Genomic DNA, 16071 nt, shown 5'->3' on the forward strand with positions numbered 1-16071 from the left:
GTGGCCCCGATGTTCAAAATCCAGCACCGCACTCCTGAAATCTACCGTCAGCAAACCCGCCGCAGCACCCTGACGATAGCGGCAATCTTCGTCGCCCTGGCCATGCTGCTGTCGAGCAGCGCTGTGCTGCTATTCGGCACCCCAGGCGGCGACAACTTCCGCTTGAACCTTGGTGGGGTTATCGCCGCATTAGCGCTGACCGTGGTCCTGGTGCGCGTAGTGCTGTGGCCACAGCCCTTTATGGCCGCTGCCGTGTACGGCTGGCGCCTGAAACGCAGCCTGATGCGCGTGACCAACCTGATGCACCACGTCAAAGCCGGCGTCGCCGCACGCGACCCAGCCGCCATGCAGCTCCTGCGCTTCTACCACCTGGGCCTGACCCAAATGCACCAGTTGGATGGCAACTCCAGCACCCTGAGTGAAGCGGTGGCGGAAATCAACCAACACCAGGAACGTATGGAAGAACTGGGTATGGATATTGACCAACTGCAACTCAATGCGGACTGGCTTGATGCTGTGAAAAAGATCCAGCCCTTGCCCCGCTAACCTGCAAGTAAGCGCTGGCCGATGGGCAACAGCATAAAAAGGACAGGCTTGGAGAATTTTTAGGACTGTATACCCTAAAATCTAAGCCCACAAAAAAGCCCGCTGGTATCTATCAAGACTCCAGCGGGCTTTGCTTACTTCAATATGGCGGGAAGATAGGGATTTGAACCCGTCTGTGAGCGTTCCAGTCCGTGCCAAACCCGCTCAATACGCGGCTTCTGCCCTCCTCGCCTGCTCGTTTCGGCTCAATTCGGCACAGTGTTTTCGACACTTTTTCGACACATCCGCAACTTGATCTAATCAGGGCAACTGCAAACAGGGTGCGTCATGGAAACCTCTGCAAGTCAGTCGCCATCATTCCATGAACCAAGCCAGCGGGTGTAGAATTTGGCAAAAATTGGCAAGAGGCATACCCAATGAGCACCATGAATATCTCCCTGCCAGACACACTCAAAAGCTTTGTCGATGAGCAAGTGAACCAACGCGGTTACGGCACCAGTAGTGAATACGTACGTGAACTGATTCGTAAAGATCAGGATCGTCAAAACCTCCGTGGCCTTCTGCTTGCCGGTGCAGCATCTGCTCCAGCCGCTCCAGCCGATGCTAACTACTTCGAATCGCTCCGTGCACGTGTGCGGAACGCTCAAGGATGAAGCAAAAGCCCGTCATCCCGCGTGAGCTAGCAAACCGAGACGTAGATGGCGCGATTGCCTACTACTTAGAGCAACAGGCCGAAAAAGCCGCACTAGGCTTCATTGACGCCCTAGAGCGAGCGTATAAGCAGATCAGCCGCCACCCTACTTCCGGCTCTGCTCGCTACGCCCATGAGCTAGACCTACCGGGCATTCGCTCCTGGCCACTCCAACGCTATCCCTATCTTGTTTTTTACGTCGAGCAAGATGGCCATATCGATGTTTGGCGCATTCTGCATGAAATGACAGACATACCCCAATGGCTGAGCGGCTCAATAGAAAACGACTCACCACAGTAAGTCCTATATCGACGCCACACCCACTTTAAATAACGGCACTATTATTGAAAGTTAAGGAATCAAAAATTGATCAGTGGAAGATTGCTAAAACGATACGACATGCCAGTCGCACTCGGCATAACACACCTGACCACAGTAGCCTTCCTGCTTAGCAGCAGTGAAGACACGCCTACATGGGTCGCCTCATACGCCTATTTCTTTGCTTTAACCTGCATCTTGCTTTGCAGGATATTCCAGCCTACAAAAGGCTTTCTCTCTGGTATTGCCGTTGCGACTTTTTTGGCGACCATCATCAGGTCAATAAATGAAGCATCTACCAACCTACACGGCCCTGGCGTCGACTTTCCGCTAGGTTTAATGGGTGCAGGTGCTGGCGCAATTGCTGCCCTCATTTATTCCAAGAGCAACACTGGCCGGGTCATTGGAAGCGGATTCGCAATTGGATGCGTAGGAACCTTGGGCGGCTATCTTCTGAGTATGTTTTTTGCGTGCAACACAGTGCTGTATTGCGGCCCTGCATTTTCATGGGGCTTTTAGCTTCCTGACCCGACCAAAGCACCTTGTCGCCGAGCCAGTCGCTGAAAGCAGAGACAAAAAAGCCCGACACTTGTTCGGGCCTTTCATCAATCTGATGGGTAACGGTGGAATTTGAACCCGTCTGTAAGCGTTTCAGTTCGTGCCAAACCCGCTCAATTCGGGGCTTCCGCTTCCCTCACCAGTTCGTTTCGCCTCAATTCGTCGCAGTGTTTTCGACACTTTTTCGACACCTACTCAGCAACGGCACGCTCATGTTGCCTGGATTAGCGCTGCACGCTTTCCAGAACGCCGCCAGTAACATCAACAATCATGTCACTTTCGTTGTAAATCACGCCTGACCGATTTTCCTCAACAATGAGATCAAATCCATTTGCCTTACCGTAGCTGGCAACAATTTCTCTAGCGCGAATTTCAGTTTTTTGAGCCACGCTACGCTCATACACCTGTCTTGCCTGACGAAGCTTCTCATGAGCCTGTACTTTAAGATTCAAGTCGGCAATTAGTTGATCATCGTCTATAGCGGTTAAACATTTTTGATATGCACCACTGGCCTCAACCCGATCACGGTGTTGTTGAATGTAATAACTATCACCCTCCGCCGAAGAAAGAAAAACATTAGGCTTCTGAGGAATCATGCTCTGAGGCAAGTGCAGTTTCTTGCAATTTTCAGACGCACTACTCTTCAATCGTGCAACCTGATTTCTAATCCTCATATATTCATCTTCCCCATTCCGCACTGCTTCTAGCTCAGCTGGGTATGGATTCTCAGCAGCCACTACGTCTTTGACTACCTCACGCACTTTATTGACATCAACAGTCGCCCACTTCACAGGCCGAAGGCTAGATAAATTAATATCGCAACCAGAGACAGCGACAACTGCCAAACACAGGGCTACTTCCTTAAACATATATCCTCCCTTGATTTATTTGATTTTCAACTGTGCTCACTCAACCCATCGGACTAAAACTGCTTGATGCTGAGCAATAGCGTTGCTTCATACGATCACTATGATCTTTTCGATCATTGTCGTAGCGCGCTCGCCATGTTTTGCATTCTTCGTGGTAGTGCTGCTTAGCCGCTTTGCGGCATTCGCGGTAGTCGATTGAGCCTTTGCGGTGGTTGGCGCATACGCTGCCGCCATCAATGTAGTTATTGACAGAAATCCACTCGGCTAAGTAGTTGGTGCCGCCATTCCAGCTCTTGATCCACTTCGAGGTTCGCTCTCGGCTTACCTGGCGCTGCTTTCGTTCGCTGACAGTTGGGGCGGAGGCTATTTGTGTTGGGGGTGGTGTGTAGGTGTTAGCTGGTTGCTTGGGCCTGTAGTTATTGTCGTTAAAACTGTTCTTCGCCCGTTCTGTCGCGATGGCTTCCATCCGCTCCATCCACTCGATCTCAGCCTTACTTGCTGGCGGCTGAACAACCGGTTGAGCAGGTTCTAGTGGCATAGATGGTAAACGGATTGGCTCAGCAGGTTCGCTGTATGCTGGGGCCTGGGCTTGAACTGGCTGTTCGCTGAATAGCGGTTGACCATTAACGCGAATGGCCTGCTTAAGCTGGTTAACGTCGATGACGATTGGCTTGGCAAATAGCGCGATCAGCCCCCATGTGATCGCTGAGCCAACGCCCAGGATGACGACCGTACGCCATGGGGATTGCTTCTTGTTGTTGCGGATATAGTCTGGCGCATCATCCCAGTCGCTTTTCATGCTGCTTCCTTGCAATGAGCCTAATATCAGAGAAAAAACGCCAAAAGCAGAAATCCAAAACAGGATTTAACTTAACCCAAAAGCAAGGAAGATATATCCGCACTTTTCGCCACATGCTTGAGCCGCAACCTTTCAAGCAATATCCTGGAGAATTCTATCCTTCGGACTACTGAGTCATGACATCCTGCTTTCACTATCAATAACTTTATATGCTCTGGAATCCCATCAATATCGACCAGGCTAATTCTTTGATTATGGCAATCATTCAAAATCACATCGACCAACTCATCATCAAATTTGTTCGAAGGTTGATTCCCGCTACGATAAAAATCTAACCACTCATCACCATAGATACTATGAGTAACAGCAAAGAAACTTGCATAGTCATTTCCTTCTTTGTAAAAAGTATACGCCAGCCCAATATTTGCATTCGAGCCTTCCCCATCTTCATCATCTTCAATGCTGTCTTCCATAATGCAGATAGCGCAGTACATTTTTCTCAATAATTTTATGCAACCATCTTCCTCATCAATCAAACCTGTAAAATCTTTTATGAAGTTTTGCAGCCTCGGAATTATCCATACCTGCTCAACTATATCGCTATTGATGTCGTAAGCCATGGACATCACAGAATCCCAGGTATTAACAAAGAATATCTTGTCAAACACCTCGTATTTTTGCGCACTTGCATTGGTAACTAAAAACAAAGCCGTGAAATATTCTTGAAAAGAACGATGTGTAAATGCAAAGCCGAGTCCATCTCTTTGCATAATGCAGACACTATCCAATAAGTCACTGAGGAAATCATTGACATCCACACTTACACCGCAAATTCTTATTGCTTTATGCAAATACTCAAACAGCTTCTCCTCCTCAAAATAATATGCTTTTTCTGCGTAACCCAGTACACAAAATGCAGAAAGAACCTTTTTAAACTCATCCAAAGGCAATCCTGAACACGACTTCCTCTTATAAAGACTTTTTAGCGAGTCATGCTTATTAAACAGCGTAAGAAATGCCTGCTCGTAAAACAAATGAATCTTATTTGGTATTTCTGCAATCTGCTCATAAGTTAGCAACATCATAGTAAGGAGCAGTGGATTACTGGAAAAGCTCTCATGATCTTCGTAAAGATTTTCATCTAACGCAATTAAAAACTTATCTTTTAATTCTTGATCGTATTCTAACTGACCAATCAAGTTTAGCGCTTTTTTCTTAGTTAATGGCTTAACGCCATATCTATAAAATTCCTCCCAAGAAGAAAATCTACTATCCGGCCTACTTGAGATAAGAATCAATATCTTGTGATACTTATTCGAAAGTTCAATAATCTCCTTCTCGTAAACAAATCTTCTATCACCATTAATCTCATCAAAACCATCAAATATAAGCAAGAACCTGCCTTTGCTCAAAGCATATTCCAGCTGTTGCCGATCAAATGAAGGTTCTATATCAGAAAGCATGCTCACTACATAATCTATGAGACTGCGATTGCTCTCACTATTCAAATGACGCAGCTCAACAAAAATAGGAATGACCCCCATTTTCTTTTCGAGCACTTCAATAAAAATGCTTTTGCAAAAAGTAGACTTACCCGACCCTGCCGTACCACTTACAATAATTCTTTTATTTGTCTTTATTTGTGTTAAAAAATCCTGCTCACTAATCGTCCGAAACTCCAGAACCAAATCTGTTCGAACATAGAAATTCTTAATGCTAACTGGCCGCTCGCGATACAATAAAGTTTTTGTCTTCGAATACCGCTCATAACTTCTCTCTAGGTACTTAGGAAGACAAACACCCAAGTTAACTTCAAGTTTAGCTAACGTCTCTCTACCAATATCTTTGGCCCCCTTTAACATTGATGAGCACAAATCCGTCACTACACTAGCTGTAATTTCGTTGATATTTAAATCATTCATAAAATTTATGCTCATTCCTTTAACAAGTATCGGCCTTCCTACGCGTATACCAGCATTTAGCTATTTCTTTTGAGATCACTATCCCGCGTTTTGATCGGGTAAGTTTGAACCAGCCTCTGCGGAATCCGGACTAATCTGACCGGCCTCTGGGGCAACCTGTCCACTTACTACCCACAAAGCAAACTGAGGGAAAAGCTTCACAATAGCCTCAATTTCTTCAGCCTTGATCTCACGATTTCTCGCAGTGTTCTTGAGGTTATTCCAGGTGTAACGACTGATCCCAGTACGCTGCTCCAACTCCGGCAAGCGAATTCCTGAGCTCTTCAAAATAGTTATAACGCGCTCTTTAATCATAGCCACTTGATCTATAGGTGATGTATCCAATATGGATCAACAGTGGCATTATCCGTTTCGAGACTATCCATTTCGGATAACGCAATGCTGAATAACTGGCATTGAAACGAATAGTGACGGAACGAGCATGGAACTGGAAGAGCTGGAACTTTCGAAGCTGATAGGCCCGCAACAGGACGTTGAAACCGTCGAATCTTGGGCGGATCGCAACGGCCTTACCTACGGCACTGCACGTGCCTGGGCCATGAAAGGCGTAGTGCCTACGGTGAAGCTCGGTAAGCGCCGCATGGTGAATAGCACTCTGCTGCGCTCCTGGCTGCTGGAACAGGAGTGGACGGCATGAGCAACGGGCCTTGCGTCGTTCAAGTAGCCAGCTACCACGGCAAAACCCGTCAGAAGCGCTGGCACCGTTGCTTCCGTGGCGACTCTCGCCAGGAATGCCACCTCTTTATAGATATGGCTGTGGCTGAGGTGGTTGCAGACGACCCGCTGGCCTCGCTGCTCGCCCAGGAACAGGCCCGCGAGAACTTCCGCATTTACAAGCTGTGGGGTATGGCATGAGCGCAGACCTCTATAGCAAAGAAGCCTTCGCGGCCTTGGTTGGCGTGCCTGTGGAAGTGGTCGCTGGCTGGATCAAGCACGGCAGAGTTCCCAGCGTGAAACTCGGCAAAACCCGGTTGGTGCGTTTTGTGAGGGTGAACCCATGAGCCGCACAGACGCGCAATTCAAGCTGCGCATGCCTGCTGCACTGCGCGCCCAGGTCGAGCAAGCCGCCAAAGAGGCGCGCCGCTCTCTGAATGCTGAAATCGTCCTTCGCCTTGAGGCGAGCTTTGCCCAGGTAAAGCAGGAGGTTTCTCAATGATCTACGCCAGCTCCGGTTACCCAGGCGAGGGCATGAGCTATGACGCCATTCAGCTACAGCAACCAGCAGCACGCCGAGAACTGCGACTGCTCTGTCTGCTGGTCAAAGGCCGAGATGGCCAAGCCCGATCCTTGCCCGTCCACACCCTGCGACCAATGCCGCCCTGCGTTTGCCCGACCCGTGCGCACACTCAAGATGCGCCTCGTCGCTGGTGCCTGGATTCCCTTGCTGTCCCAGTGGGAAATAACCCCGGCCTTTACCTGCGAGAAACACACGCCAAGCGACCGACCGCCCAAGTATTGGAGCGTTGTGGCCAACATCGGCAAGCCGGTGCCTTTCGTGCCGCTGCACGAACCTTTCGAGCTGACGGGGTGAGCCATGCAATGGATTGAAGTTATCGCCCTGTCTTTGTCCTTCATGTGCGTGGGCATATTGATTGGCTATTCCTTCGGTCGCGTCGCCCAGGCACGTGCTGTTAAGGCTGATCCATTTCTTGCTTACACCCGCGCTGAACTCAAGGGTTTCACTTGCGGCATGCTCGCGGCACTGGTTGCCATTCACAGCAAGCCAGCCCCGCCCAGTAGGTCGCCGCCTGTGTCCGGGGCTGGTTTACCAGTCGCGGGCGCAGGTGGCGAAACGGGATGACAAGGGCGAGGCCCTTGGTGTTTCGACTTAATACATCAACAACATTGATGTGTGCTGAATCCAAAAAGCTCAATTAGTTTCAATTCAGCACAATGTTTAACGCCAAAACTTAAACAATCAAAAGATTTCATAATGGTTTTAATCGCTGCAAAAACTGCGTATTAATAACTAGGCAATTCCACCGCAAGCCGCGCCACACCTAGCAGATAAAGAACTTTAGCAGTTCTTCTGCTTGGGATTACTCGGCCTGCAATAAGGCAAAACCGCGCACTAACGCGCAACTAAGCGAGGAAACAAAAGATGGCACGTTCAACTATGGAAGTTGCATTTCTCGGCACTCAGCGTTTCGACGGCGAGAACGGCCAGAAGTACATCAAGGTGTTTTATGGCGATGAGCCGGACGGCAAAACCGAGCACGGCCTTTCGATCATCGGCATGGCAGCTGAGGAAGATGCAGCCGAAGAAATCTTCGCCGCGGGCACCCGCTTCGAACCGCTGCAACTGGTGCGCATCACCTTCGACGTTGCCCGTGGTGGCCAGAACAAGGGCAAAAATCTCGCCCTGCACATCGAAGCGGTAGACAAGCCAACCGCCCGCGCTGCGGCTCCACAACCCAACGCCCAGCAGCAGGCTAAGCCCGCTGACCCGGCCAAGGCCTGAGGCTGACTGCCGTGCTGATCCGTGACCGTGTGCTGTGTGATGAGTGCCTAGGCCCAATGGGCCAACTGCACCACATGCCTGTCGATCACAGCGACCACTTCACGGACAACAGCACGGCCCCCGATTACTGCGTGTGCCCTGACTGCAAAGACGCTTTAACCGCTCAACCTTTACCGGCTGACGACTAAGCGCCTTGCAGCAGGCCACGCACAACCCCGGAGGCATCAGGTATGGCGAGCTACTTAGCCAACATCACCTTGGGCGACCTCTGGGCGCTCCAGTTCATTCAAGGCGTCGTGACCATCATGGCCCTTGGTTTGATTCACGGGCATCAGAGGTAACGGGCTATGGCTTTCACCTGGGGGCAATACCTCGTTATCGCTGGGCTTCTCGTGGGTTCCCTGGGTATCGGCGTCGCCTGGGGTGCTTTCCGGCTCGGCTGGAAAGAACTGATAGACGCATCAACAAGCTGAGGATGTACCTATGTACCAAAGCAAAAAAGAAGTCGCCATTCGTGGCGGCCAGCTCGTACAGCAAGAAGGCACCAGTGTCGGTAAAGCACTGGGCGGCAAAGCCGTGGCTCTCTTCCTGACCGGTTCCGCTGCCTTGACGGCGGGTTCTGCCAATGCGGCCATCACCGTTCCACCTGAACTGCTCGACGTATTCACCGATCTGGCCACAGCCTTCGGCACCCTGGTGGCTGCCGGTGCCATCCTGTTCGGGGTGATTCGCGGCACCTTGGCTCTGTTCAAACTGGCTCGCAGCGTCTTCGGCGCAGCTGGGGCTTAACAGGCCAGGAGGCTAATAGATGCGCGCGGCTATTAGCCTTCGTTTGCTGCTTGCTCTCACCCTTATGGGGTGGGGGCAATTGGCGTTTGCTGCTGTTAAGTACTATTCCAATGCTGGAGATGCTTTTTCAGCATGTCAGGCTGATGAGAGGTCAGGCACTTATCCGGGTTCTTTTTGCCAATACTACCCAGCGCAAACCATGGCAGTCCTTGTTAGCAATATTGGTAGTTCTATTCATAGTTACCGATATTCTGGCTGTCCATCCGGTGGTGCTCCAACCGGTCCTGGCGGTCTATGCGTAACGCCTCCGCCCCCCAAAGACTGCTCCGCCCACAACGGCAAATTCATCATTGCTGCTGTTTCTGGCTCTCAGGCTGGAAGCTCTTTTTCAACCCCTGGCACTGTTTCAATAGACGGTGCTCGGTATGTTTCTGCCCCTGACGGCAAAACTCGTTGTAAGCCAAATTTTGACGGATCTGGCACGGCTATTTGCGCCGCCCGATATGGCGGTGATGGCACCTGTATGCCCGCTGGTCATTCCTCATCTGATGATTTAACCCCAGGCACCTTTGTCGACGTCACCGATACTTCAAGCGGCGAGCAAAAGTGCTTTAGCTTTGGCGGGAAAGAGCTGTGCTTGTCACCCGACAACGCCGGTTGCGATGTCTATAACGGCAATCCCTGGTGCTACCAAACCGGCGATAACTGCGGTGAGGTAAACGGCACCTTTGTCTGCTTCCCCAAAACGGCCCGTCAGTGCACCTACGCTAACGGCAAGATGGAATGCATCGAAACCGGCAACCCTCCAGGCTCTAAGCCGCCGTCTTACATCCCGCCGACTTCCTCCGACCACCCTTACAACGGCGGCAACGCCGATGGTAATGACAAGAACGACCCGAAAGCCCCTGGCACTGGGAGTGACACGAACTATGTCGGTGGTGGTGGCCCACCCACTGATTTGAGCCAAACCAATGATGAGCTGCGTGGCCTGGGCGACAAGCTCGACGAATCCACCGGCCTGCTTGAAGACATCCGCGACCTGCTGACCGGCGAAGGCGAGGACGACTCCGGCAACTCTGATGGTTCTGCCGCCGATGCCGAATCCGAAGGCACTGCCGTTGGCAACGCCATTGGCGAGTCCATCACCACACACATGGAAGCCGTCGACGAAGAGCGCAACGAAGAGGTTGAGGGCGTTCTCGACGAACTGCCCAACCAAGTCAGCCAGTGGTTTGGCGCGGACGGCTCAGCCGTTGGCCTCGACTTTATCGACAACATCCTTCCTACACCTGTGGCCTGTGCCGATTACATCGTGCCGCTTTCCCTCAATGGCTACACCGCCAACATCCGCATGCCGGTCTGCGCCCTCATGCCCTACAAGCCGATTTTAGAGTGGGTCATCTATTGCCTAACGGCCATTGGTGCGTGGCGCATTGGGTACTCCGCACTGCGCCAGGAAGACGCTAAAGCCGCTAAAGGAGGTTTCTAATGGGCTGGTTCCTGAACTTCTTCAAGAAGCTGTTTCCCACCGCATTCTCCTGGCTGGCCAAGTTCCTGCTCGGCCTGATCATGCCCATCCTGGCCCCGATTATTCAGGCGGTTGCCGCACTGCTGCGCAAGATCGGGATCTTCCTGCTGATCATCGCCGCCATCGGTGCGGCCATTGCCGTGCTGGCTGCGGGTATCGACTACGTGGTGTCGGGCATTGGCTCTTTGGTCGCGCCCGATCTGGTGATCGTTGGCCGCATGTTTCTCCCCAGCAACCTGTCGTTCTGCATTTCGCTGCTGGTGTTTCTCAAGCTCAAGTCTCTGGTTTTCTACTGGGTGACCAAGCTCTCCGAAAAACTCATACACACCTGAGCACTGCCATGGCCGTCTATATCGTGACCGGCAAACTCGGTGCCGGAAAAACCCTGCTGTGCGTGATGCGCATCCTCGACTACCTCAAGCAAGGTCGCCGTGTGGCGGTGAACGTCGATGTGTTCATGGACAAGCTGTGCAAGCGCGACAACAAACATTCGCGCCTTGTTCGCCTGCCGGATCTGCCAACTGCTGATGATCTCACTGGCCTGGGCGTTGGCTGCGATGTGTACGACGAAGAAAAATTCGGCGGGATCTTCCTCGACGAAGCTGGTGTGTGGCTCAACTCGCGCGACTGGAACAGCGGTGGCCGTACCGACTTGCTCAAGTTCTTCCTGTTCCTGCGTAAACGCCGCTGGGATCTGTGGTTGTGCGTGCAAAACGTCAACGTCATCGACAAACAGATCCGCGAGTCGATTGCCGAGCATGTCGTCTATATCAACCGCCTAGACCGCATAAAGCTGCCGTTTCCGGTCGGCCCACTGCTGCGCGTGCTGTCCCTCGGCATATTCAAGGGTCGCTTGCCGAAGATGCACCAAGCCATCGTCAAGTACGGGGCCAAATTCAACTCACCCAAGGTCGATGACTGGTTCTACCGGGGGCACGACTTCTACAGCTTCTACGACACCACCCAGGAATACGACAAAGCCTACGACAAAGGCTCCTACTCGATGCTGCCGCCTGGGTACTGGCGTCGCCCTGTACCTACTGCCCAGCGCAACGCGGGGTTCTATATGCGCACCACAAAAATCTTCTTCAAACGCTTCGGCGTGATCAATGGCTTCGCGGCTGGTGCCCTGGTCGCTCTAACCATCAGCGTGCCGGTGTTCGGCGGCATTGCAGCATCGCACCGCTACGCCCAGGCACCCACGCCCCATATAGCCAGCGTCACCAGTCAGCCCAGCGGGCAAACCCTCACGACTGAGTTTGAGGGCTACCGCATTGCGACCTACGGCGAGCTGTCCGGCGAGACCTTCTACATCTTCGTTGACCCAGAGGGCCGGCGCATCAAGTCCGAGGATCTGTTTAACCGCGATGTGCTGGTCAAGGATCGCGGCCCACGGGAAGCCCTGTTGGTTCGGGGCGATGACTTTCTCTCCATCTACAGGTGATCCCATGACCTCCCGCGTACACAACTGGTTCTGCCTCTACGTCATATTCTGGCTCAGCGCATTCCTGCTGATTGCACCACCTGCGCACTCCACTGAGCGCGTCGAACTGTATGACGCCACCCTGCAGGATTTTGTTGAGTGGTCAGCTGTTCAGCTCAACAAGTCGGTGGTGGTCGGTTCGGATATCCGCTCTGCGCCGGTCTCCATCTTCGCCACCTACAGCAGCGACAAAGAGCTTGAGCAGCTTCTGGAAAACGCGGTGCAGTCGTCCGGCTTTCACTTCTCCTCAACGCCGACCACCATCCGCATCAGCTCTCAGCAGATCCCGCAGTCACCCGAGCTGGTCACCGAAGTGATGCAACTGCAGCACCTGCAGGCAGACTTTGCCGAACAGTCGGTTCGCGATGTACTCAGCTCCCGTACCGATAACAGCGAGCCGTCATCCACCCAACTGATGGTCACGCCTTCACCGACCACAAACGCCATCATCGTCACCGCTACCGCCCAGCAACTGGAAGCGATACGGCAAGTCATCACCGAAATCGACCAACCGCGGCGACAGGTGGAAATCACCGCGGTTATCGCTGAGCTGTCCGATGATGACTTCACCGCGCTCGGCCTCAACGTCAGCGGGCAAACCGACCGCCTCGACCTGGCTGGGGCCTCGTTGCGTGCAAGTGATAAATCCGACCTTGGGTTTAGCCTGACCTTTTCAGGCCCGACCATTTCGGCATTCTTGCAGGCCATCAAAACCAGTGGTAGCAGCCGTCTACTGTCCACACCTCAGCTGCTCACCCTCAACCGCGAAGCCGCCTCCATCGTCGTTGGCCAGAACGTCCCGTTTATCACCGGCCAGACCACCAGCGGCTCCACACCGGCCTCCGATCCGTTTCAAACCATCGTGCGCCAGGATGTAGGCGTGTCCCTTGAGGTCACACCCTTTATCACTCCAGCCGATGCGATAGAGCTGCAGGTTAACCAGTCCGCCTCCAGTGTTTCCGATGACAAGACCGCCGCCGACATCATCACCAACACCAGACGGGTGTTAACGCGCGTACAGCTCAAGGATGGGCAAGGCGTGCTGCTGGGTGGTTTGCGATCACAGCAAAACGACAAGTCCGTCGCCGCTGTTCCCATCCTCGGGGATATCCCCTACCTCGGCCGGATCTTCCGTTCTGAGTCTGAGCGGGTGCGCACAACCAACCTCGTTGTCCTCTTGACCGCCCGTATTCATCGCCTGGGGGATTCCGTGGTGGTGCCTGATACGACGAAGCCCTGGGTGGATCTATCGCTCTGGCGGCCCGGCGAGGGTTTACGCGCAGCGGGAGACCTCGCCGGGCGCGCCGAGAGCGCCCGGTGACGTCCCTGTAACACGTCAGATAAATAAGTTTAAACAGTCTCAATTCGTCACTATTTGGAGCAGTAGAAAATGACCGTAAAAGATCAAATTCGGGTAGACCGCAAGTTCAAAGAGTCGGCAACTGGTCGCGTCTTCTTCGACCAGAAAACGGCCAAGATCACCGATCTGACAAAAGTGCGCTTGCTGCGCTGTGGCGTCGATACGGTGCGCCAGTTGTATCGGGGCATGATCCGTCCGGAGATCATGGCGCTGTTTGAGAAACCAGGCACCTTGGTCGACTTCGCGGGTCAGCGCTGGCACTCCGGTCGTGTAGGCCGTGACTCGGGCTACCAGTACAAGCTGCAAAACGCTGACCTGGGCATCATCCTGTTGGTGAAAAACTTCAACGCCAAGCTGGACTGCATCGGTCCACACCTGAAAATCGAAGTGTCACCCCATGCAATCGACAGCCTATCGCCTGAGCGCCTGCAGGCTCGGTTAGATTTCTATGCGTCTGAGGTCATGACCCATGTTGAAATCAATCAGTGTGCCGTCCACCTTGCGCTAGACCTCCAGGGCTGGACACCTCCCACTGATCTGGTGGCTCGCATGCACTGCAAAGCACGTGTGCAGCGTGACATAACCGGCATCAACGAAATCAACTGGGCTACCAAGTCCAGCACCTACGGACGTGGCGAAACCTCGATGTTTGGCTCGGCCAACGGTGTCCAACTCTGTATCTACAACAAGACCGAACAAGCCCGAGCTACTGACAAGCTCGACTACTGGGAAAGCGTCTGGAAACGTCGCGACAGCTTCGACGAAAAAGACCCTGACAACTACAACCCAGACCAACCGGTATGGCGTGTAGAACTGCGCTATCACCACTCAATCATCCAACAATTCGCCAGCGGCTCGCTTGATGTGAGAACCGGTGAGGCCATCGACACCATTTCGTTTGCAGCGTTTGCCGGGCATCTGGACGGCCTGTGGCGCTATGGCCTGCGCCAATTCAAGTTGCTCGACCGCCCTGGTTACTTCTCCCCTATCTGGACACTCATTCGCGAGGATGTGCGCGTGGATCTACCTGTCGATTCCCTGCTTGAGGACACTGAATACAAGCGCTACTACAAGACCTCCCGTGGCTTCTCAGGCAAGAACGTCGAACTGTTCCTGGGCAACTTCGTCAGCCTGCTGGCAAGGGAACGGGTGGGTGCAAAAAAGGCGTTTGACCGGCTGCAAACCTGGGAATGCTGGCCGGTTATTCGTGATCACTACGCTGCCAAAGACATGAGTGAATACGACATCTACAAGCACATCAAAACCCTGCTGGAAGAACGCAACGTCAGGTGGGGGCGTGCGGTGTAATGGCTATCGAACAACAACCTGACGGACGCTGGAAGGTCGATGTAGAACCGATCAAGGGCAAACGCTTTCGTAAGACCTTCAAGACCAAAGCTGAGGCCCAACGCTTCGAGGCAACGTGCCGTGCCAAGGTCATAGATGCCCCTGCTTGGTCTCCAAAACCCAAGGACAGACGCCGCCTGAGTGACCTGATCGACCGATGGGCAACACTGCATGCGCATACCCTTTCAGATGGTGAGGCTCGCCGCCGTTTGCTTGATACGCTCGCAAAAGACCTGGGCAATCCGATAGCTATCAAACTGACGGGTAATGAGTACGCCGAGTACAGAACCAACGCGCTCAAGGCCGGTGCCAACCCCAAGACCTTAAACAATCGCCTGGGCTACCTGCGCTCTGTATTCAACGTGTTGTTTCAGCTCAGCGACATTGATTATCCAAACCCGCTGGCGCGTGTCCGCCCTCTTCGCCTGCAGGAAAAGGAACTGGCCTACCTGACCGATCAGCAGATCGAAAAACTGTTTGCCACAATCCACAGCTATTGCCGGACGCCTCACGTCGCCATGATCGCGGCAATCTGTTTGGCTACTGGCGCTCGATGGGGAGAGGCTCAGGCACTGACACCTGAAAAGGTACGCAACCAGCTGGTTACGTTCGTGAACACCAAAGGCAAGCGCGTCCGCTCGATTCCGGTCGCCCAGGAACTAGAACAGCAGATCCACCGGCACTTCAAACAGCACGGCCAGTTCAGCAACTGCCTCAACAGCTTTGATAAGGCTCTAGCTGAATCTCGCTTACCTGTACCGGCTGGCCAGTCATCGCACGTCCTGCGGCATACCTTCGCCAGTCACTTCGTAATGAGCGGCGGTAACATCCTCACGCTGCAGAAGATCCTGGGCCATACAACCTTGGCCATGACCATGCGTTACACGCATCTGGCACCTGATCATTTGCAGGATGCAATCAAATTAGGGCCTGTATCTGACTATACGAAGCTGCTTGGAGAAGGAGTTGCTATGCATGGTGTGCCAGCTTGAATAGCCAGCACATCCATCAGGCATTCACTGACGAGGAACAAGCTCGATATCGTGAATCTGCTCTTTACCTACGCTTTTGGTGTAGATGTTGTAGCCGGGAGCATTCACAAAAATTACGTGGCTAGGGATGAACGGCCCTGTCAGGTTATAGGCACCCATGGCATTCGTCGTGGCGCTGACATTGTTAATGGTCACTGACGCCGACGATATAGGGTTACCTGTTGGCTTGTCTCGCACTACACCACTGATATTCATACATCCGGCAAGCGTAGCGATAAGAGGAATGGTCAGGAATAGGTGTTTCAGGGACTTCATACAAATCATCCTTGGTTTAAAAAGTGCTGATCA

General features: G+C 52.8%; 23 protein-coding genes. 18 read left to right on the forward strand and 5 right to left on the reverse strand.

Annotation, left to right across the window (positions count from 1 at the left end; genetic code table 11):
- Positions 1 to 9 precede the first annotated feature (9 nt).
- The 4 genes from HCI85_RS11940 to HCI85_RS11955 all read left to right on the forward strand — a co-directional run bounded on the left by HCI85_RS11940 (position 10) and on the right by HCI85_RS11955 (position 2074).
- The gene (locus tag HCI85_RS11940; protein ID WP_167145746.1) at positions 10 to 546 is read left to right on the forward strand and encodes a DUF3087 domain-containing protein; all 537 of its coding nucleotides are present in this window, start codon (positions 10 to 12) and stop codon (positions 544 to 546) included.
- 416 nt (positions 547 to 962) lie between these two features.
- Positions 963 to 1199 (forward strand): type II toxin-antitoxin system ParD family antitoxin, encoded by a 237-nt coding sequence (locus HCI85_RS11945; RefSeq protein WP_167144869.1) that lies wholly within the window; start codon positions 963 to 965, stop codon positions 1197 to 1199.
- Positions 1196 to 1537, forward strand: a complete 342-nt coding sequence (locus HCI85_RS11950; protein ID WP_167144870.1) for a type II toxin-antitoxin system RelE/ParE family toxin — start codon at positions 1196 to 1198, stop codon at positions 1535 to 1537. The genes HCI85_RS11945 and HCI85_RS11950 overlap by 4 nt, the downstream gene beginning before the upstream one ends.
- 99 nt (positions 1538 to 1636) lie before the next feature.
- Positions 1637 to 2074 carry a hypothetical protein gene (locus tag HCI85_RS11955; protein WP_167144871.1) on the forward strand — a complete coding sequence of 146 codons (438 nt, stop codon included), beginning with the start codon at positions 1637 to 1639 and terminating at the stop codon, positions 2072 to 2074.
- 263 nt (positions 2075 to 2337) lie between these two features.
- On the opposite strand, the gene HCI85_RS11960 is transcribed toward HCI85_RS11955, so the two are convergent.
- From HCI85_RS11960 to HCI85_RS11975, 4 genes are all read right to left on the reverse strand, one after another.
- Positions 2338 to 2982, reverse strand: coding sequence for an OmpH family outer membrane protein (locus HCI85_RS11960; protein ID WP_167144872.1), 645 nt, complete (start codon positions 2980 to 2982; stop codon positions 2338 to 2340).
- A gap of 40 nt (positions 2983 to 3022) precedes the next feature.
- Positions 3023 to 3781, reverse strand: a complete 759-nt coding sequence (locus HCI85_RS11965; protein WP_167144873.1) for a hypothetical protein — start codon at positions 3779 to 3781, stop codon at positions 3023 to 3025.
- Positions 3782 to 3852: 71 nt separating this feature from the next.
- Complete coding sequence (locus HCI85_RS11970; protein WP_167144874.1) at positions 3853 to 5703, reverse strand: NACHT domain-containing protein; 1851 nt, start codon at positions 5701 to 5703, stop codon at positions 3853 to 3855.
- Positions 5704 to 5781: 78 nt separating this feature from the next.
- Entirely contained in the window at positions 5782 to 6057 is a 276-nt protein-coding gene (locus tag HCI85_RS11975) for a helix-turn-helix domain-containing protein (RefSeq protein WP_167144875.1), read from the reverse strand.
- A gap of 127 nt (positions 6058 to 6184) precedes the next feature.
- On the opposite strand from HCI85_RS11975, the gene HCI85_RS11980 reads away from it, so the two are divergent.
- The 14 genes from HCI85_RS11980 (at position 6185) to HCI85_RS12040 (ending at position 15723) form a co-directional block, all read left to right on the forward strand.
- Positions 6185 to 6400 carry a DNA-binding protein gene (locus tag HCI85_RS11980; protein WP_167144876.1) on the forward strand — a complete coding sequence of 72 codons (216 nt, stop codon included), beginning with the start codon at positions 6185 to 6187 and terminating at the stop codon, positions 6398 to 6400.
- On the forward strand, positions 6397 to 6618 hold the full coding sequence (locus HCI85_RS11985) for a hypothetical protein (RefSeq protein WP_167144877.1): 222 nt from the start codon (positions 6397 to 6399) through the stop codon (positions 6616 to 6618). Before HCI85_RS11980 ends, HCI85_RS11985 begins: the two co-directional genes overlap by 4 nt.
- A complete protein-coding gene (locus HCI85_RS11990; protein WP_167144878.1) occupies positions 6615 to 6764 on the forward strand; it encodes a helix-turn-helix domain-containing protein in 150 nt (49 codons plus the stop codon). Before HCI85_RS11985 ends, HCI85_RS11990 begins: the two co-directional genes overlap by 4 nt.
- Positions 6761 to 6919, forward strand: a complete 159-nt coding sequence (locus HCI85_RS11995) for an Arc family DNA-binding protein (protein ID WP_167144879.1) — start codon at positions 6761 to 6763, stop codon at positions 6917 to 6919. The genes HCI85_RS11990 and HCI85_RS11995 overlap by 4 nt, the downstream gene beginning before the upstream one ends.
- 39 nt (positions 6920 to 6958) lie before the next feature.
- Entirely contained in the window at positions 6959 to 7294 is a 336-nt protein-coding gene (gene pflM / locus HCI85_RS12000; protein WP_167144880.1) for a lysogeny maintenance protein PflM, read from the forward strand.
- A gap of 570 nt (positions 7295 to 7864) precedes the next feature.
- Positions 7865 to 8224, forward strand: a complete 360-nt coding sequence (locus HCI85_RS12005; RefSeq protein ID WP_167144881.1) for a hypothetical protein — start codon at positions 7865 to 7867, stop codon at positions 8222 to 8224.
- 483 nt (positions 8225 to 8707) lie between these two features.
- Complete coding sequence (locus HCI85_RS12010) at positions 8708 to 9013, forward strand: hypothetical protein (RefSeq protein ID WP_167144882.1); 306 nt, start codon at positions 8708 to 8710, stop codon at positions 9011 to 9013.
- 425 nt (positions 9014 to 9438) lie between these two features.
- On the forward strand, positions 9439 to 9570 hold the full coding sequence (locus HCI85_RS21120; RefSeq protein ID WP_275113197.1) for a hypothetical protein: 132 nt from the start codon (positions 9439 to 9441) through the stop codon (positions 9568 to 9570).
- Positions 9571 to 9650: 80 nt separating this feature from the next.
- A complete protein-coding gene (locus HCI85_RS12015; protein WP_167144883.1) occupies positions 9651 to 10502 on the forward strand; it encodes a hypothetical protein in 852 nt (283 codons plus the stop codon).
- Positions 10502 to 10873, forward strand: a complete 372-nt coding sequence (locus HCI85_RS12020) for a hypothetical protein (protein WP_167144884.1) — start codon at positions 10502 to 10504, stop codon at positions 10871 to 10873. Before HCI85_RS12015 ends, HCI85_RS12020 begins: the two co-directional genes overlap by 1 nt.
- Positions 10874 to 10881: 8 nt before the next feature.
- Positions 10882 to 11985: a zonular occludens toxin domain-containing protein gene (locus tag HCI85_RS12025; RefSeq protein ID WP_167144885.1), complete on the forward strand. Its 1104-nt coding sequence runs from the start codon at positions 10882 to 10884 to the stop codon at positions 11983 to 11985.
- Between the two features lie 4 nt (positions 11986 to 11989).
- Complete coding sequence (locus tag HCI85_RS12030) at positions 11990 to 13345, forward strand: type II secretion system protein GspD (protein ID WP_167144886.1); 1356 nt, start codon at positions 11990 to 11992, stop codon at positions 13343 to 13345.
- Between the two features lie 69 nt (positions 13346 to 13414).
- Positions 13415 to 14692, forward strand: a complete 1278-nt coding sequence (locus HCI85_RS12035; RefSeq protein WP_167144887.1) for a hypothetical protein — start codon at positions 13415 to 13417, stop codon at positions 14690 to 14692.
- Positions 14692 to 15723, forward strand: coding sequence for a phage integrase (locus HCI85_RS12040; RefSeq protein ID WP_090252663.1), 1032 nt, complete (start codon positions 14692 to 14694; stop codon positions 15721 to 15723). Before HCI85_RS12035 ends, HCI85_RS12040 begins: the two co-directional genes overlap by 1 nt.
- Positions 15724 to 15747: 24 nt before the next feature.
- Here the strand turns inward: HCI85_RS12040 and HCI85_RS12045 are convergent, their stop codons facing one another.
- Positions 15748 to 16038, reverse strand: a complete 291-nt coding sequence (locus tag HCI85_RS12045; RefSeq protein ID WP_167144888.1) for a carboxypeptidase-like regulatory domain-containing protein — start codon at positions 16036 to 16038, stop codon at positions 15748 to 15750.
- Positions 16039 to 16071: the final 33 nt, after the last annotated feature.

The sequence above is a fragment of the Pseudomonas sp. OTU750018 genome, from assembly GCF_011636575.1.
Classification (GTDB): Bacteria; Pseudomonadota; Gammaproteobacteria; order Pseudomonadales; family Pseudomonadaceae; genus Aquipseudomonas; species Aquipseudomonas peli.

Excerpts from the sequence above, each read along its gene's own strand:
- HCI85_RS11940 (WP_167145746.1), top strand. The coding sequence starts at position 10 with ATGTTCAAAATCCAGCACCGCACTCCTGAAATCTACCGTCAGCAAACC.
- HCI85_RS11945 (WP_167144869.1), top strand. The coding sequence starts at position 963 with ATGAGCACCATGAATATCTCCCTGCCAGACACACTCAAAAGCTTTGTC.
- HCI85_RS11950 (WP_167144870.1), top strand. The coding sequence starts at position 1,196 with ATGAAGCAAAAGCCCGTCATCCCGCGTGAGCTAGCAAACCGAGACGTA.
- HCI85_RS11955 (WP_167144871.1), top strand. The coding sequence starts at position 1,637 with ATGCCAGTCGCACTCGGCATAACACACCTGACCACAGTAGCCTTCCTG.
- HCI85_RS11960 (WP_167144872.1), bottom strand. The coding sequence starts at position 2,982 with ATGTTTAAGGAAGTAGCCCTGTGTTTGGCAGTTGTCGCTGTCTCTGGT.
- HCI85_RS11965 (WP_167144873.1), bottom strand. The coding sequence starts at position 3,781 with ATGAAAAGCGACTGGGATGATGCGCCAGACTATATCCGCAACAACAAG.
- HCI85_RS11970 (WP_167144874.1), bottom strand. The coding sequence starts at position 5,703 with ATGAATGATTTAAATATCAACGAAATTACAGCTAGTGTAGTGACGGAT.
- HCI85_RS11975 (WP_167144875.1), bottom strand. The coding sequence starts at position 6,057 with ATGATTAAAGAGCGCGTTATAACTATTTTGAAGAGCTCAGGAATTCGC.
- HCI85_RS11980 (WP_167144876.1), top strand. The coding sequence starts at position 6,185 with ATGGAACTGGAAGAGCTGGAACTTTCGAAGCTGATAGGCCCGCAACAG.
- HCI85_RS11985 (WP_167144877.1), top strand. The coding sequence starts at position 6,397 with ATGAGCAACGGGCCTTGCGTCGTTCAAGTAGCCAGCTACCACGGCAAA.
- HCI85_RS11990 (WP_167144878.1), top strand. The coding sequence starts at position 6,615 with ATGAGCGCAGACCTCTATAGCAAAGAAGCCTTCGCGGCCTTGGTTGGC.
- HCI85_RS11995 (WP_167144879.1), top strand. The coding sequence starts at position 6,761 with ATGAGCCGCACAGACGCGCAATTCAAGCTGCGCATGCCTGCTGCACTG.
- pflM (WP_167144880.1), top strand. The coding sequence starts at position 6,959 with ATGACGCCATTCAGCTACAGCAACCAGCAGCACGCCGAGAACTGCGAC.
- HCI85_RS12005 (WP_167144881.1), top strand. The coding sequence starts at position 7,865 with ATGGCACGTTCAACTATGGAAGTTGCATTTCTCGGCACTCAGCGTTTC.
- HCI85_RS12010 (WP_167144882.1), top strand. The coding sequence starts at position 8,708 with ATGTACCAAAGCAAAAAAGAAGTCGCCATTCGTGGCGGCCAGCTCGTA.
- HCI85_RS21120 (WP_275113197.1), top strand. The coding sequence starts at position 9,439 with ATGTTTCTGCCCCTGACGGCAAAACTCGTTGTAAGCCAAATTTTGACG.
- HCI85_RS12020 (WP_167144884.1), top strand. The coding sequence starts at position 10,502 with ATGGGCTGGTTCCTGAACTTCTTCAAGAAGCTGTTTCCCACCGCATTC.
- HCI85_RS12025 (WP_167144885.1), top strand. The coding sequence starts at position 10,882 with ATGGCCGTCTATATCGTGACCGGCAAACTCGGTGCCGGAAAAACCCTG.
- HCI85_RS12030 (WP_167144886.1), top strand. The coding sequence starts at position 11,990 with ATGACCTCCCGCGTACACAACTGGTTCTGCCTCTACGTCATATTCTGG.
- HCI85_RS12035 (WP_167144887.1), top strand. The coding sequence starts at position 13,415 with ATGACCGTAAAAGATCAAATTCGGGTAGACCGCAAGTTCAAAGAGTCG.
- HCI85_RS12040 (WP_090252663.1), top strand. The coding sequence starts at position 14,692 with ATGGCTATCGAACAACAACCTGACGGACGCTGGAAGGTCGATGTAGAA.
- HCI85_RS12045 (WP_167144888.1), bottom strand. The coding sequence starts at position 16,038 with ATGAAGTCCCTGAAACACCTATTCCTGACCATTCCTCTTATCGCTACG.